The organism is Pseudomonas sp. DC1.2 (assembly GCF_034351645.1).
Classification (GTDB): domain Bacteria; phylum Pseudomonadota; class Gammaproteobacteria; order Pseudomonadales; family Pseudomonadaceae; genus Aquipseudomonas.
On record NZ_CP133782.1, the window covers coordinates 5,230,429 to 5,246,619 of the forward strand.

Below are 16,191 nucleotides of genomic sequence, written 5' to 3' on the forward strand. Positions count from 1 at the left end.
TGGGCGCGAGCCTGCTCGCGAAGGGCCACGACACGGTTTAGAGGACGTAAAACAAAATCGCTACAAAGTGCAGCAAACTCCCGGCAATCACGAACAGATGCCAGATCCCATGGGAATGCCGCAAGCGATGATCCAGGGCAAAAAAGATAATCCCCACGGTGTACAGCACCCCGCCCGACGCCAGCCACGCAAACCCGGCAGTGCCCAGTGCCGCCAGTAACGGTTTGACCGCTACCAGCACGATCCAGCCCATGACCGCGTAGATCACAATCGACAAAACCCGCGCTTCGGAGCGAGGCTTGATCTCTTGCAAAATGCCAATCAGCGCCAAGCCCCAGACAATCCCGAACAACGTCCAGCCCCACGGCCCGCGCAGGGTCACCAGGCAAAACGGCGTGTAACTGCCAGCGATCAGCAGGTAGATCGAAAAGTGATCAACTTTCTGCATGATCTCTTTTTTGCGCCCGCGCACGCTGTGGTACACGGTCGAGGCGCTGTAGAGCACCAGCAAGGTAAAACCGTAAATCGCCACACTAACGATCTTCCAGGGGCTACCCTCCATGCTGGCGACCACCAGCATCCACACTACCCCGACAAACGCTGCCACCGCCCCGACCAAATGAGTCCAGGCGTTCAATTTTTCCCCGTGATACATAGGTCGCTTCCCTCGAAATACGTTGCTGCTTTGCCCAAGGCTCAGGCCTGAGGGGTAAAAGCGCAATGACTCTGATTGTCACGCGGTTCAATCCTTTGAGCCAACGTCGGCGCAATTGGGCACAATCAGCGCATTCTAAAAAGAGTCCGCGCGATGCTGATCGACGAAGAATTGACCCTTAAAAAACTCGAAGTGTTCCTGGCCTTCATGCGCACCGGCAACCTGGCGCGGGCCGCTGCCGAGTTACAAACCAGCAACGTCAGCGTACACCGGGCGATTCACTCCCTGGAAAGCGCCCTGCGCTGTCCGCTGTTCAAGCACGAAGGACGCAACCTGACGCCGCTCGAAAGCGCCTATGTGCTTGAAGAGCGGGCGCAGAAACTGATTCAGGACGTCGTCGAAAGCGTGCGCCTGACCCGCGAAGCCGCCGGGTTCTCCGCTGAGCGCTTCAAGCTCGGGTCACTGTATTCACTGACAGTGAAAACCGTGCCGCAGCTGATCATGGGCCTGAAAATACGCCGCAGCGAACTCAATATCGACCTGATTCTGGGCTCCAACATCGACTTGTTGTACAAGCTCAAAAACATGGAGGTCGACGCGATTCTCGTGTCGCTGGACGACAGCGTCAACGACCCGGACTGCGAGCAGATCCCGCTGTTTTCCGACGATATATTCCTCGCCACCCCCGCCGACTCGAGGTTCGCGCAACGCGCCGAGGTTGATCTGGCGGACGTGCGCGACGAAACGTTCATCACCCTGACCCAAGGCTTCGCGACCCACAGGGACGGCAATCGGGTGTTCAAGCAAGCAGGGTTCGAGCCCAAAGTGGCCATGCAGGTCAACGACATTTTTACCCTGCTGAGCATGGTCAGCTCCGGTGTCGGCTATGCGTTGCTACCGGGAAGAATTGCTGCGGTGTATGAAAACCGGGTCAAGCTGGTCCCCTTGCAGGAACGCTACCGGCTACAGCAGCACATTGGCGTGGTGTTTCTGAAGGCCAAGGAGCGCGATCCAAATCTGCTCGCGTTGCTGGCGGAGTGCCGAATGTACGCCAATCGCCAACGCTGAACCCCAACGGATTACCTTGCAGCGCGCCCGATATGGCACTGCATGAATAACGACGCCCTACGCTCATGTAGGAGCAATCGACATGATCCTAGGAACTCTCCCACAACGCTTTCAGGTTGCCCCTCAGACGCCTTGGCTCTAGTTTTACGCCGCGCTGAAGACATCAGCAGTCGGGCTTCGGAACCCCGAAAAACCCAGCAACGGAAGCGGCAACGGAGATCATCATGTCCAAAGCCATAAGTCAGCACCCTGACAACCAGACAGTGTCGCCTTACGCCTCACCCCATTCAAAAAAACTCCACGCAGCCGCCGACCGCGCCCTTGATCACTACCTCAACACTCCTGCCCCGGAAAAAACCGCTGAGCGCCGACCCAGCAAGGTGTTCATCGTCGCCCCGGATGTGGACTGTGGCAGTTTGTTGGCCGTGGCCAGCGAGAGCCTGGCTTCGGCCAGTCTGATGGCCAGCGATTTTGCCGGGGGCTTGGAAGGAGCCCATCGGCATATGGCGCTGGCGATTCAGCAGATCATCATGCTCGCCGAACTGGCAGTGAATCGAGTGCAGGACAGCTCGCAAGCACTTGGGCCGGGCAAGTAACGGTGATCATTGCTCATCGTTCGCGATCAGCCCGCACACCGTTGACCGGTAGGGATCACCTCCCTGTATCCGTGCAGTGCAGCAGCGGGCTGGCTCGCGAAGACATCTTCGGAAGCTAGCCAACAATCGCGCGAACAATGAAGTACAGCAGCGAAGGCCCAAGCAGGCAGCCCAGCCCGGTGTGGAACGTCGCCGTCAGCGCGCCGTAAGGCACCAGCCGCCGATCCGTCGCCGCCAACCCGGCCGTTACTCCACTGACGGTGCCCGCCAACCCGCCAAACACCATCGCCGAGCGCGGGTTATCCAGGCCCATCCAGCGTGCTGCCATGGGGGTGCCAACCATCACCAGAATAGCCTTGATCAGACCAGTGGCAATCGAGAGCGCCATCACATCGGAGCTGGCCCCAATCGCCGCGCCAGTGACCGGCCCGACGATGTAAGTCACCGCACCTGCGCCGATGGTGGTCATGCTCACCGCATCGCGATAGCCGAAGGCCCAGGCAATGCTCGCACCGACGATGAACGGCAAAATCGTGCCCAATAGCAGCGCGATCACGCCAATCAGTCCGGCCTTTTTTGCTTCGGTGGCCTGCACCTCAAACGCCGTGGCGACGATGGCAAAATCGCGCAGCATGGCGCCGCCCATCAGGCCGATGCCGGAAAACAGCGACAAGTCCGCCAGGCCTTTTTGCCCACCGGTCATCGTGCCGCCGACCCAAGCCAGCACCAGGCCAATCACGATGGCAATCGCCGAACCATGAATACGCCCGAACGTCAGGCGTTTGGACAACACCACCGACACCCACATGATCACGCCGACAAACGCAAATGCCGTAACCAGGCTGTTGTTTCCCAGACCTTTCTCGAGGAGGGCCCACATATCAGCGACCTCCCGCAGGCGCGACAACCGGCGTCACCGCTACCGGTTCATCGGGCAAGGGTTCGCCTTTGTGGGTTCGGCTGATCAGGGCAATGGTGCAGCCGCAGATCACCACCGAGCCGATGGCGGCCAACACCGCCACCGGGCCGCCGTGCAAAGCAGTCACAACGTTTTGTTGGGCCGCCATCGCTACCACCACCGGAATGTACATCGCGCCCCAGAAGCCGACGCCCATCTCGCAGTCCTTGGTCATGCCGCCGCGTTTTTGCATCCACAATCGTGCGCAAATCAGCAGGATCATCGCTATCCCGACCCCGCCGACGTTGGACTTAACGCCCAGAAACACCCCGAGCATGTCGCCCAGCATCACCCCTGCCAGCGTACAGATCGCCAACAGCGCCACACCGTAAATAATCATTGTTGTAGTCCTCAAAGTGCATCGTCGAATGTTGTTTTTGTTGTTCGAAGCCTGAGCTGGAGGTCTAGGGTTGGCGGCTTCCCTCCTCACGCAACAGCGCCTGCAAGGTGTCGAGCCGTGCGCTGTCGAAGGCGATCACCGTGCCTTGTTCAAACACCCGGCGCGCCAGCCCGGTCAGCACTGCGCCGGGCGGCAGTTCAATCTGTAGACGCACGCCACGCTCATAAGCGCTTTGCACCGTGCCCCGCCAATCCACCACGCGGCACATGTTGAACGCCAAGTCGTCGCGCAAGGCGTCGGGACTGGTCACGAGCCGAACGCGACTGCCGCTCAGATAACCCACTGTCGGCCTGTTGAGTTGCACCTTGGCGAAAGCGTCGGCCAGGGACTTGGCAGGGATGTCCAGCAGCGGGCAGTGGGACGGCACGCTGACGGCCAGACGTTTGGCCAAGCCTGCGCCGCAGCGCCTGGCCAACTCTGCCACTGACTTCATGGCGGCATCACTGCCCGCGATGACCACTTGGCTGTCGGCATTGATGTTGGCCAGGTAAACCGGTGAGTCGTCGCCATGAACCTGGGCCAGCAAGCCTTCCACCGTGACCAAATCGAGGCCGATAATCGCGGTCATGCCGTAGCCCTGTGGATAAGCCTGTTGCATCAGCTCACCGCGCAGGCTGACCAAGTGCAGCGCATCGCTGAAACTCAAGGCTCCGGCGGCGACCGCCGCCGGGTAGGCACCGATGGACAACCCGGCCACGTAATCCACCGTCGACAACAACTGCCGCGACGCAGTCACCCCGGCAATCAGCAGACAGAGCTGAACCGCCCTCGTCGTCTTCAACGCCTCGGGTGAGTCCAGCAGCAATGCGTCTTCGCCCAAGACCTCACTCGCTTCGTTGATCGTTTCCCGAGGCAAGCAATGCAACATGCCCGGTTGCTGCGCACCTTGGCCGGGGAACACCAGCAAGCTGCTCACGCGGCTTGCTCCTGCGGGTTCCATGGGTCACACACCAGGCAAGCTGCCGTAGCGTTCTTCAGCAACACTCGATGCGCAGGCCCCGCCCATTCGCGCAGGGCGACGGCTCCGAAGGGCGTTTGCAGTTGCATATCCACCGCACAGACCTGCGTGCCGAGAAGCGTCAACAGTTGCTGCGCCTCACGACGCCCCAACGGCTGCGGCGTGCGCAGGATCAGGTCGAGGTCGCTGCGCTCGTGCAACGCTGCAAAACCACTGGCTAATTCGAAACCGGCGCTGCCACTCACGCCCCAAATCCAGCCGCCAGCCGCGAGCAGGGGCCGAAGGTGCGCCAAGGCGCGTAGCGCCGGCATGTCACGGTTGATGGCGAGGTGGCACAGCGCTTCCGGCCGTACTTGCCGTTGAATCGACGCCACCGCCATCTGCGTGGCAAAGCGCTGCTCGCGCAACAGTCCACGCACACCCACGGCCACCTGCCCCGCCCCGCTCACGGCACGACGAACCACCACCGGCTGGCCCTGATCCAGTACCTCCACCGCCCATAACGGCGCATCCGTCGGCAACTGCTCGGCGGTCATGCCCCAGAGCAGGTCGTGGGCCAACAGCTCGTTCACCACTGTTCTCTCAGCAATTGACGAACCCTGCTCGAAGCCGCTCGATTGACCCCGCCCAAACGACTGCTCAGGTCACGGCCCTTTGTCGCGACGTCGCCGATCGCCTGGCTCAGGCAGTCAATCACACGCGTCAGATCTTGCACGGTGGGTTGCTCAATCTTTTCCACCGTCAAGGTTTCCCACAACAGCCCCAGGCTGGCATAGCTGTCGATGTCATAGGCCATCGGCGGCACGCTGGCCGCCAACGCCTCCAGCTCTTCGATGCTGCGCAACGTCACCCGCGCCGCCGACGCCTTGCCCATGGCATGCACCATCACCCCCGGATCGCGCAGGGCGATCAGCCGATTGGCCTGGTAACCATGGGCCAGAAACGCGCCCGACATGGCTTTGCCCACCAGCAACCCGATCACCGCATGGCCTGCCAGTCGGGCGCGGGCATAACTGTCCGCCGCGCCGGCCAACGCCTGATGAATGCCAAGGGCTTCTTCACGCCGACCGTAGGCCTGACTCGGCACATCGACGATGGCGATCAAGGCGCGTTTGTGCGGTTTATCCACGTCAGCTTCGATGACTTCATCCACTGCCTTGGCCAAACCCCAGCCTTCCAGCAATCCGACCTCGCCATTACGGGCACGGACGAAGCGGTTATCGGGATCAGTGACCACCGCGATAAACCGCACAGGCTGCTCACCCAACATGCCATCCGCCGCTTTCAACGAAGCCGGCAAACCATCGACCGGTCTGGCGCCCTCACTCAGGGCGTTGAACCAGCTCAAACCTCTCAGCGAATAGGGGCTCATGTGCGCGCTCCTTGATACAGATCGCGAACCGTCGCCGGCTCGATTTGTGGTTCAGCATCCAAGCGTGCCAGACGCTCCAGGAACAGCTCGGCCTGTTGGCTACGTTGCTGCGCCGGCAAACCCTGCTGGAGCAATTCGCTGACCTGCTGCTGAATCTGCGCCACATCGTCGGCCACAAAACGGTCCACCAAACCACTGGCGAAACGCTGTTCACCCCCGGTCAGGCTCCAGATGAAGGGACGGTCGCGGGAGTCGTACTCCTCAAGCCCGGCCTCCTGTTCGATCACTTGCGGGCCATTGAGGCCCAGCCGTGCTTCGCGAGTCACCAGCAAATAGCTGCACAAACCGGCAGCAATCGACATCCCGCCAAAACAGCCGACGCTGCCCGCCACGACCCCGACCACCGGTTGGTACTGCCGCAAATCGACAATCGCCGCATGAATATCGGCAATCGCGGCCAACCCTAGGTTAGCTTCCTGAAGGCGCACGCCACCGGTTTCCAGCAGCAACACCGCGCGGGTTGGAATGCCTTTGCGGTTGTCTTCAGCCGCCAGCTCCAACGCGCCTGCAATCTTCGCCCCGCCGACCTCGCCAAGGCTGCCGCCCTGGAACACACCTTCAATCGCCGCGATGACCACCGGCAAGCCGCCGATGCTGCCCTTGGCGATCACCACGCCGTCATCGGCTTGCGGCACCACGCCCTGGCGCAGCAGCCATGGCGACATGACGCGTTGAAACGGGTCGAGCAATTCGCGAAAAGTCCCGGCGTCGAGCAAGGCTTTCGCGCGTTGCCGAGCGCCGAGTTCGACGAAGCTATGGGTATGAAGGAGATCAGTCATGGCCGATCTCCTCAAAGCCTTGTTCCAGGCGCAAGCGCACCACACCCGGCGTCGCACCGAAGTCATGAATATCGATGGCCATCGCGGGCGGCATCTGGCCGTCGAACATCCGCGCAAACAGGTGTTTCCAGCGCTGTTCGCTGCCGTTGACCGAGGTCTGCACATTGATGGTCAACTTGCCGGCCTGACCCGGTTCGATCAGCACCTCCAGATCGCCCGAGCCGACACAGCCCACCAGCGTCCGCCCCTGAGGCGGCTGTCCGGCGGGGAATTCAAAGGATAAGGTTTCCATCAGAAAGCTCCCTGGATGAGGCCAGCGCCCGACTCGATACGATCGATAAACAGGCAGGCGGCGAGCAAGTCGGCAGCGCCGCCTGGCGAGGCGTTCAACGCAATTAATTGTAGGTCCAGCTCATGCAATCGACGGCGACCGGCCAGGCTCGCGCTACCACCGGCATCGAGCACCGCCTGCGCCCCCGACTGCATGGCGTGCAAGCCTTGCTCGCCGGCACGGTAGAGCACGCAGGTGTCGGCCAGTCGGGCCATGATCGCCAGCAAAGCGTCGAGTCGAGCGTTCTGCTCGCCATGGCCAGCGCCGCGGCTGCGTTTGAGTTGGGGCAGTGCGCGCTGAGTCACTGAAGGAAAACCGAGCTGCGCTTCTTCACGCGCACCGCGAGCACCGTAGCGCTGGGCAACCTGAGCGCCATGACTGAAAGAACGTGGCGCATGGCGATCATCCAGCAGAGCCAGACGTGCGGCGCGCACACTGACCGCGCTTGCACCAACGGATTCCGGTTCCAGCGCCGCCGCCGCGACCAACAACCCCAACGCCCAAATCGCCCCGCGATGAGTATTCACACCGTTGGTGGTCGCGAGCATCGCGGCCTCACCCTCTCGTCCGATCCGTCCCAGCGCTTCGCGCAACGGCACACCTACTTCGCCGAACTCAATCGCCGCGTCCGCCATTTCCTTGAACGCCGGCCACAAGGACAACGCGGAAGCGTGCATCAGACCCAGGTGCAAATCGGTATGCGCGCCGTTGCCTCGACGGTCCACCAAAGCGGGTTTGGGTGACAGATCTGCCTCATCAATTAGCGCATCCACCGCCAGGTCCGCCAGCCGTTCGGCCAGGGTCAGTGTTTTCGGTTGCGGGTTAAGTGCGCGCATTACCAGCTCCTGAACTTGGCGGGCGGGTTGTACAGGCCACCGGACCACGCCACCAAATCGGCCACGCTTTTGGCCGCGAGCAGTTCACGGGTGGCGTCGGTGCGGCGAATGCCGAGGTCTTCGGGCAAGGCAATCAGCCCTTCGCGACGCATGCGCGCGGTGTCTTTAGGGTTGTGGCGCAGGCCGATCACAGTGACGCCTGCGACAGCCGCGATCATGGCTTGGCGCTCTTCCAGCGACCGCGCCTTGTAAAGATAGGCGATGCCTTCTTCGGTCAGCAGGTGGGTGACGTCGTCGCCGTAGATCATGATCGGCGCCAGCGGCATGCCGCTTTTGCGCGCCACCTCGACCGCGTCGAGGGTTTCAACGAACGTCGGTTTGCCGCCCTCCTGGAAGGTCTCGACCATCTGCACCACCAGTTTCTTGCCACGTTCGAGCAACGCTTCGGGCGCTTCATCGTGGCGCATGTCAAGCCAGGCTGGGGTGCTGTGCCGCCGACCGCGCGGATCGTGACCCATGTTTGGCGCCCCGCCGAAACCGGCCAGCCGGCCGCGTGTCACCGTCGAGGAATGGCCATCGCCATCGACTTGCAGGGTCGCGCCGATGAACAGGTCCACCGCGTACTGCCCCGCCAATTGGCAAAACATCCGGTTGGAGCGCAACGAGCCGTCGCGCCCGGTGAAGAACACATCGGGACGCGCCGCGATATAGTTTTCCATCCCCAGTTCGGTGCCGAAACAATGCACGCTTTCGACCCAGCCACTTTCAATAGCCGGGATCAGGGTCGGGTGCGGATTGAGGGTCCAGTTGCGGCAGATTTTGCCCTTCAGCCCGAGTGATTCGCCGTAGGTCGGCAGAATCAACTCAATAGCCGCCGTGTTGAAACCAATGCCGTGGTTCAGCGACTGGACGTTGTGTTTCTCGTAGATGCCACGGATCGCCATCATCGCCATCAGCACGTGTACTGGCTTGATATGCCGTGGGTCGCGGGTGAACAGCGGCTCGATGTAGAACGGCTTGTCAGCCACCACCACGAAATCGACCCAAGAGGCTGGGATATCAACGCGGGGCAGTTCGCTGACGTCGTCCACCAGTTGGTTGACCTGGACGATAACGATGCCATCGCTGAAGGCTGCCGGTTCGATCAATGCCGGGGTATCTTCGGTGCTCGGCCCGGTGTAGATGTTGCCGGCGCGGTCGGCCATGAAACCCGCCGAGAGCACCACGTTGGGAATCAGGTCCACCACCAGCCGTGCATAAAGTTCGATGTAGGTATGGATCGCGCCGATTTCCAGCAAGCCGTCTTCCAGCAACTGGCTGATGCGCAGGCTCTGGGTGCCGGCAAAAGAGAAGTCGAGTTTGCGCGCGATACCGCGTTCGAACAGGTCCAAGTGCTCAGAGCGCCCGACGCTGGGCATGATCATGTGCAGGTCATGCAGCTTGGCCGGATCGGCCTTGGCCAGCGAGCGCGACAAAAAGTCCGCCTGCTTCTGGTTGTTGCCCTCCAGCACCACGCGGTCGCCGGGCAGGATCAACGCTTCCAGCGCCGCCACAATCTTGTCGGTGGGCAACACCACACCGTCGGCGAACCCCCTTACCAGCTCCAGGCGCCGCTGCTTTTCGCTGCGCCGCCGCGTCCATCGCGAGTCGGGGGATATTGTTGTTGTCATGACCACTCCACGGGTTCGCTGTCGTGGCGATACCTTAGGAGCGTTGAGGGCTGGCCATCAATCAAGCAGCGCGACGGATCGTTACGGTCAGGGTAATGGTTGTGCAGACTGACGCTTTGGCGAAGGCGGCCCGTCAGACCAACCCGGCACTCACCAGCAGTTCCTCCAGCGCCAACAAGTCCGGCACCTTCGCCACTTGCTCACCCACCTGCACAGCCGCCTGCTCCAGCGCGCACAACGGCACATCGACGTAGCTCAACTGGCTATCAAGCTTGTACGAGCGGGGAATGCCCTGCACCAGCAGCGCGATGAATTTCAGCTCGGGGCGGCCGCCCAAGGCATTGAGGATGACGATGCGCGCACGCTCGCCAATCATGACTTTGTTGCCACATGCAGACTCGAAACTGAGCAATGGAATCTGCCGCGCGCGCCAGCTCACTCGCCCGAGATACCACGACGGGGTGTCGAGGTCGAAGGCGCTGTGCTGGTAGTCGATCAACTCGGCGACAGCAACGTTGGGCAGGATCAGATTGCGGTCAGCCAATGGCAGCAACAGGCCGGTGAGATTACTGGAGCGGTGTTCAAGCATGGGGTTTGGTCCACAAGGCGATACTGTCGAGCAGCACCGATTCCTGGTACGGCTTGCCGAGGTAATCGTTGACGCCGATGGCCATGGCCCGGTCGCGGTGTTTCTGGCCGGTGCGCGAGGTAATCATGATGATCGGCAGGTGTTGTAAACGGTCGTTGGCGCGGACTTGGGTCGCTACTTCAAAACCGTCCATGCGCGGCATTTCGATGTCCAGCAGCATCAGGTCCGGCAGGTGTTCCTCAAGCAACAGCATGGCGTCGACGCCATCTTTGGCGGTCAGGACGTTCATGCCGTGGCGCTCCAGCAAACGGCTGGTCACCTTGCGCACCGTGACCGAGTCGTCGACCACCATCACCAGCAACGGTTTGTGCGGCTCGGGTTCGGCGTCCTGGGCCCGTGGACGTTGCGGCACATGCGCCTGCATCGCACGGATCGGCGCAAGCAAATCGAGAATCAGCACCACCCGGCCATCGCCCAGAATCGTCGCTCCGGACAAGCCCTGGACCGCTGCAAACTGCGGACCGAGGCTTTTAACCACGATCTCCCGCGTGCCGGCCATGACATCGACCTGCACCGCGATATGCCGTTCGTTGCACTGCACCAGCAATACCGGCAGCGGCAAGCTCTGACCGAGTAATTTCGGGCGCAGGCCGGTTTTCAGCAACTCGCCCAGATAGCACAGTTCATAGCATTGCCCGGCGTAGGTGTAAGTGGGCGGGTCGAGACGGTAATGTCCCTCCAGCTCGTTGGGCAACACACGCACGATGCCCTCAATGGTGTTCAGCGGAATCGCGTATTGCTCCTCGCCACACTGCACCATCAGCGCCCGGTTGACCGAGACGGTGAACGGCAGGCGAATGCGAAAATGCACGCCCTGCCCTGGCACCGAATCGATGCTCATGCTGCCGCCCAGTTGCCGCACCTCTTCGTGGACCACGTCCATGCCCACACCGCGACCGGAAATCTGGGTGATCTTCTCGGCAGTGGAAAACCCCGGTTGCAGGATAAATTGCAGGACGTCCCGGTCACTGACCTCACTGTCGGGGGCCAGCATGCCCCGTTTGATCGCCTTGCGCCGCACCGCAGCAAGCGGCACGCCCGCGCCGTCATCGCGGATATCGAAAATCATGTCGCCGCCCTCTCGGGACAAGTCCAGGGTAATTCTGCCCTGAGCCGGTTTGCCCGCCGCCAACCGTGCAGCCGTGGATTCCAGCCCGTGGTCCACGGCGTTGCGCAGCATGTGCTCCAACGGCGGTGCCATGCGTTCGAGGACGTTACGGTCCATCTCGCCTTCGGCATTACCGACAACGAACTCCACGTCCTTGCCCAGCTCGCTGGAGACCTGACGCACGATCCGCTTCAAACGCGGCAGCATCCGCTCAAACGGCACCATGCGCGTGCGCATCAGGCCTTCCTGCAATTCGGTGTTGATGCGGCCCTGCTGTTGCAACAGGTTGTCCGCGTCTTGATTACGCAGGTCCAGGGTTTCCTTCAGGTCCAGCAGGTCGGAAGCGGATTCGAACAGCGCCCGAGACAGTTGCTGCAACTGCGAGTGCCGGTCCATTTCCAACGGGTCAAACTCTTCGTAACCCAAGCGCTCAGCGTCCACCTGCTGCCGGCTGAGAATCCGTCCCTGAGTTTCCGTGTCGAGCCGGCGCAATTGATCGCGCATGCGTTCGAGGGTGTTTTCCATTTCGCTCAGGGCCACACGGGCGTCACTGACTTGCTGCTCGATGCGCCCACGAAATATCGAGGTTTCCCCGGCCAGGTTGACCAGGTCATCGAGCAATTCCGCCGACACTTTGACCATGTCGGCGCCTGGCTCGACGGGTGCCGCGACGGGCTCCACCTTGGGCGCCATCACCGGCGAGGCCGGACCGTCAGCGGCCGCCGGGTGGCTGAAATTCTTGATCTCGTCGATCAACCGATCCGCCGGCGGCAACGGCTGGCCTGCGCGCGTGGCGTCGAGCATCTGGGCCAGTCGGTCATGGCTGCTTTGCAACAACCGGAACAGCGCCGCCGTCGGTTGCAGCGCGCCTTCGGACAAGCCTTCGTAGAGAAACTCCAGTTCATGGGCCAAGTCGCCGATGGCGGCGATTTCCACCATCCGCGCCCCACCCTTGAGGGTGTGCAGGTCGCGCAGCAGGGTTTCTATTTCCTGTCGGCCAGACGGCTCGGCCTGCCAGCGCACCAGCGCCGCCCCCGAGTTTTCGATGATGTCGAAACCTTCCTCCAGGAAGATCTCCAGCAACTCCGGATCCTGCCCCGGCGAATCATTGACCGGGGTCGGCGTGGCCACTTCAGCGGGGCTGATATTACTCTGACGGAACGTGCGAATAGCGTCGATCAGCGCGCCGGGGTCCCCCAGGAGCTGCCGGTTCTGCAATTGTTCCAGCAGCACCGCGAGCCGGTCATGGCTGTGTTGCAGCAACTGCGCCAATGCTTCGCTGTGGCTGTAACGGCGATCAACCAGGCCTTCGTAAAGGTTTTCCAGTTCATGGGCCAAGTCACCGACCGGCACGACCGCCGCCATCCGTGCGCCGCCCTTGAGGGTGTGCAAATCGCGCTGCAAGGACGACAGCGGCGCGCTGTTGTCCGGGTCTTTCAACCAACGTTGCAAGGCTTGGCCGGCACTTTCGAGGATGTCCACCGCTTCTTCGAGGAAGATCGAAACGATCTCGTCGTCCAGCTCAAGCCGGGGCACGGTCTGCGCCAGTTCTGAGGTGGCGCTGCCCAACTCCCGAATGCTCAGGGTACGGCTGCCGTCGCTACGGATCAGGCCCATGGCGGACGGGTCGAGACTCTCATCCAGCAAGCCACGCAAGGCCCTGACACGCGCCGGTTGCGAGCTGACTTCCTGGCCAGCGGCCAGTTCGTCAAGCATGTTGATCAGGGCTTCATGGGCGCTTTGCGCCTCATGGAAAAACGTATCGCTGACCGCCAGGCTGCTTTCTTCCACCGCGCCGTAAAGGTCGAGCAACGCTTCGCAGAGTTCATCCACCGGGTGCAGGTCCGCCAGATGGGCGCCTTCGCCCAAAGTGGTCAGCTCATCCAGCAGCGCGCTGAGCTCCTGACGCTCGCCGGGGTGCTGTTGCCAGCGCTGCAACAGGCTTTCGGCGTCCAGCAGGATGTCCATGCCCTGGGCCAGGAAGTTATTGATCAGTTGCGGATCACGCTTGATCCGCAACCCGGTGTTCGGCGCATTGAGCAGCGTTTGCAGTCGTTCGGCCAGCAGCGACTGCGTTCGTGCGATCAGCTCGTCAGCGCCCGGAATGGCGGCCAACGGATCAAGCTTGAGCTGGCGCAGACCGAGGCGGAACAAACCTTCGGCTTCCAACAACAATTCGACTTCATCCAGGTCCAGGGCGATCAGGTGCGCCTTGTACTCGCGGGCCAGTTGATCGAGGGGCCCCGCCAGTTCGGCAATCGGCAACACGCCGGCCATGGACGCGCTGCCCTTGAGCGTATGCAACGCCCGCTGCAACTCGTCGCTGGCTTGCAGCGGCAGGTGTTCGGCGGCCTGATCGAGGAAGCGATTTAGGCTGGCAAGGTGGGTTTGAGCTTCGTTGCCAAAAATCTCCAGCAACAACGGGTCAAGCGCGGCGACGTCTTGCGTGTCCTCATCGGCCAGCGGCGCATCGCCCTTGGCCAGGGTATGGGCACGGGCAGCCAATTGATCGACATCCTGGCGTTGGCGCTGCGCACTGGCCGCAAACTCGGCCACCAATTGCGGTAACAGGTTCAGCGTATCGGCCAGCAGCAGTTGTACCGCCGGGCTCGGTGCGATGCTGCGCTCCAGCACCCGGTTGAGCAGGTTTTCCACCGCCCAGGCCAGTTCACCCAGCACCAGCGCGCGGACCATCCGACCACTGCCCTTCAAGGTGTGGAAGGCCCGGCGCAGTTCACTCAGGATCTCTTTGCTGTCGGGAGCGGCGGACCAGCGCGGCAGGTATTCGCGCAGCACGCCGAGGACTTCATCGGTTTCTTCGAGGAAGACGTCCCGCAGTTCATCGTCCACCGGTTCTTCGTCGGGCGGCGGCGGCATCAGGCTGCCCGGCGTGGTCAGGGCGGGCGGATTGACCGCCGACACCGGACTGGCGAGCACCTCGGCCAGTGACTGCACGCGCTGGTGATCATCCAGCACCGCCAAAGCCTGGGGCGCACTGAGCAGCGTCTCAAGCGCTGGCACCGGTTTTTCGCTGGGGAAAAAGCCAAGGGACGCCAGGCTTTTTTCGGCCACATCAAGCAGGGGTTCGCCGCTTGCTTGCGGGTCGGCGCTGAGGCGCTCCAGGTAATACTCGATGCTGGTGACCACGTCGGCCAGGCGATCAAGCTCTTGCCAGCCGGGGTGGTCGGTATCTACCAGTAAGTGCTCGCGAATAAAGCTGTTGCAGGCTTCGATCAGGCTCGCTGCGCGGTTTAACGCGATCATCGCCAACGCCCCACGCACTTGGGTCAGCAAGGCCGGCAAGGGCTGCAACTGCTGGCGGTCCCAGTCGGCATCGATGTAATCGACGATCATGTCCTTGGCTTGTTGCAGGCAGATGCGCGCTTCACGGATAACGATCTGGTGGATCTGAGTCAGGTCAGTGGTGGGCAGGCGGCGCTCTTCCTGGCTTTCCGGCTCCACGGTGCCGACCATGCCGGCCAGCGTAGCTTCGACGTAGAGCAAGGCGCCGGCGACATCCATGAGGATCGCGTCGTTAGGTGCGCGCTGCCCTTGGGCGAGGCTCAGCACCACGGCCAGTTGATCGATGATGACCTTGCGTGGCTGGCCAAAACCCAGCACCGCGAGGGTGTCGGCAATTTGCCTCAGGGGCGATAGCAGGCTGTCGAGGTCCGAGGCGTGCTGGCGGTCACTGCGCACGAACAGGTCCAGGCGCTCCTTGACCCGCACCAACTCCTCGCACAATGCCGCCAGCACCGAGCGCATGGCATCGCGGTCGGGACCGGCCAGTCGGGCCCGTTCTGCATCAACCATTGCGCTGTCGGGCAGCGCGTCGTCCAGTGAATAGCGATCTTTCATGGTCAGCATCTGCCCGGTGGGGTGTTCGGCTTTAGCAATGTAGAACAGCAAACTCTTCAGCAGCTCGGGCGGTGGTGCTTGATTAATCCCCGACATGCCCTGCTCCAGCAAACGCTTGAGCTCTTTTTCGGCTTCTTTGAACAAGCTGCGCAGTGCCGGGCTGTTGCCAACCGCACCTTCGCGCATGCCTTCAACCAACGCCGACGCAACGTGCCACAACGGGCTCAAGGGGGCCTGCGCGCAAAGCCCCTCAAGCCGGGCAAAGACCTTGGCCAGATAACCCAGGTTCGTCTGATCGTCTTGCTCGCGCAGCAAACCGACCAGGGCCATCTGCAACATTTGCCGAAGTTTGCGCAGCACATTCGCAAAATCGGCGGGTGCCAACAACGCCAGGGTGTCATCGTCCACAGACAGCAGGTCCGGCAGCTGCGGGCTGAACAAGCTGGTTTCCGACAACAGGCTTTCGCCATGGGCGCTGCGCAGATCATTGATCAACGGCAGCACCACCAGCGGCAGATCACGGCGGGCGCCTTGTACCCGGTCGAGGTAGATCGGTAACTGTCCAAGGGCTTGTCGCAGCAATTGAATGGCTTCGTCGCGATGGCTGACCCGTTGTTGCAGCAAGGCACTGGCCAAGTGTTCCATTTCTTCAGCCAGCAGGGCCGCGCCGTAGAATTCGACCATCTGCAAACTGCCATGCACCTGATGGATGCACGCCAGGCACTCACTCAGCCCTTGCATCGCCTGCGCGTCATCCAGCAGCGATTCCAGGCTGTGATGCGCCTGTTTAAGCGTTTCGGCAATCTCGCCCTTGACCCATTCGAGGGCCACGTAGTCGTGCCGATCACCCATAACCACTTCAATCCCCACTTCAATCAAAATGCCTGCGCCCG

At 61.9% G+C, this 16,191-nt stretch carries 14 protein-coding genes; 2 read left to right on the forward strand and 12 right to left on the reverse strand.

The window, feature by feature from the left end; genetic code table 11:
• Nucleotides 1–37: 37 nt before the first annotated feature.
• Entirely contained in the window at nt 38–655 is a 618-nt protein-coding gene (gene trhA / locus RHM68_RS23750; RefSeq protein ID WP_322219433.1) for a PAQR family membrane homeostasis protein TrhA, read from the reverse strand.
• A gap of 153 nt (nt 656–808) precedes the next feature.
• Between trhA and RHM68_RS23755 the strand changes: the two genes are divergently transcribed.
• Together RHM68_RS23755 and RHM68_RS23760 are read left to right on the forward strand one after the other, a co-directional pair.
• The gene (locus RHM68_RS23755) at nt 809–1,723 is read left to right on the forward strand and encodes a LysR substrate-binding domain-containing protein (protein WP_322219434.1); all 915 of its coding nucleotides are present in this window, start codon (nt 809–811) and stop codon (nt 1,721–1,723) included.
• 224 nt (nt 1,724–1,947) lie between these two features.
• Nucleotides 1,948–2,319: a DUF6124 family protein gene (locus tag RHM68_RS23760; RefSeq protein WP_322219435.1), complete on the forward strand. Its 372-nt coding sequence runs from the start codon at nt 1,948–1,950 to the stop codon at nt 2,317–2,319.
• Nucleotides 2,320–2,434: 115 nt separating this feature from the next.
• Here RHM68_RS23760 and madM read toward each other — a convergent pair whose 3' ends face one another.
• The 11 genes from madM to RHM68_RS23815 form a co-directional block, all read right to left on the reverse strand.
• Nucleotides 2,435–3,199, reverse strand: coding sequence for a malonate transporter subunit MadM (madM, locus tag RHM68_RS23765; RefSeq protein ID WP_322219436.1), 765 nt, complete (start codon nt 3,197–3,199; stop codon nt 2,435–2,437).
• A gap of 1 nt (nt 3,200) precedes the next feature.
• Nucleotides 3,201–3,617 (reverse strand): malonate transporter subunit MadL, encoded by a 417-nt coding sequence (madL, locus tag RHM68_RS23770; RefSeq protein WP_322219437.1) that lies wholly within the window; start codon nt 3,615–3,617, stop codon nt 3,201–3,203.
• Nucleotides 3,618–3,681: 64 nt separating this feature from the next.
• Nucleotides 3,682–4,593: a malonate decarboxylase subunit epsilon gene (gene mdcH / locus RHM68_RS23775; protein ID WP_322219438.1), complete on the reverse strand. Its 912-nt coding sequence runs from the start codon at nt 4,591–4,593 to the stop codon at nt 3,682–3,684.
• Entirely contained in the window at nt 4,590–5,210 is a 621-nt protein-coding gene (locus tag RHM68_RS23780) for a malonate decarboxylase holo-ACP synthase (protein ID WP_322219439.1), read from the reverse strand. Before RHM68_RS23780 ends, mdcH begins: the two co-directional genes overlap by 4 nt.
• Nucleotides 5,204–6,007 (reverse strand): biotin-independent malonate decarboxylase subunit gamma, encoded by an 804-nt coding sequence (gene mdcE / locus RHM68_RS23785; RefSeq protein ID WP_322219440.1) that lies wholly within the window; start codon nt 6,005–6,007, stop codon nt 5,204–5,206. The genes RHM68_RS23780 and mdcE overlap by 7 nt, the downstream gene beginning before the upstream one ends.
• Nucleotides 6,004–6,846: a biotin-independent malonate decarboxylase subunit beta gene (locus RHM68_RS23790; protein ID WP_322219441.1), complete on the reverse strand. Its 843-nt coding sequence runs from the start codon at nt 6,844–6,846 to the stop codon at nt 6,004–6,006. The genes mdcE and RHM68_RS23790 overlap by 4 nt, the downstream gene beginning before the upstream one ends.
• Nucleotides 6,839–7,138, reverse strand: coding sequence for a malonate decarboxylase subunit delta (locus RHM68_RS23795; RefSeq protein WP_322219442.1), 300 nt, complete (start codon nt 7,136–7,138; stop codon nt 6,839–6,841). The genes RHM68_RS23790 and RHM68_RS23795 overlap by 8 nt, the downstream gene beginning before the upstream one ends.
• Nucleotides 7,138–8,013 carry a triphosphoribosyl-dephospho-CoA synthase gene (locus tag RHM68_RS23800; protein ID WP_322219443.1) on the reverse strand — a complete coding sequence of 292 codons (876 nt, stop codon included), beginning with the start codon at nt 8,011–8,013 and terminating at the stop codon, nt 7,138–7,140. Before RHM68_RS23800 ends, RHM68_RS23795 begins: the two co-directional genes overlap by 1 nt.
• Complete coding sequence (mdcA, locus tag RHM68_RS23805) at nt 8,013–9,683, reverse strand: malonate decarboxylase subunit alpha (RefSeq protein ID WP_322219444.1); 1,671 nt, start codon at nt 9,681–9,683, stop codon at nt 8,013–8,015. The genes RHM68_RS23800 and mdcA overlap by 1 nt, the downstream gene beginning before the upstream one ends.
• 133 nt (nt 9,684–9,816) lie before the next feature.
• A complete protein-coding gene (locus tag RHM68_RS23810; RefSeq protein WP_322219445.1) occupies nt 9,817–10,272 on the reverse strand; it encodes a chemotaxis protein CheW in 456 nt (151 codons plus the stop codon).
• Nucleotides 10,265–16,150: an Hpt domain-containing protein gene (locus RHM68_RS23815; protein ID WP_322219446.1), complete on the reverse strand. Its 5,886-nt coding sequence runs from the start codon at nt 16,148–16,150 to the stop codon at nt 10,265–10,267. Before RHM68_RS23815 ends, RHM68_RS23810 begins: the two co-directional genes overlap by 8 nt.
• Nucleotides 16,151–16,191: the final 41 nt, after the last annotated feature.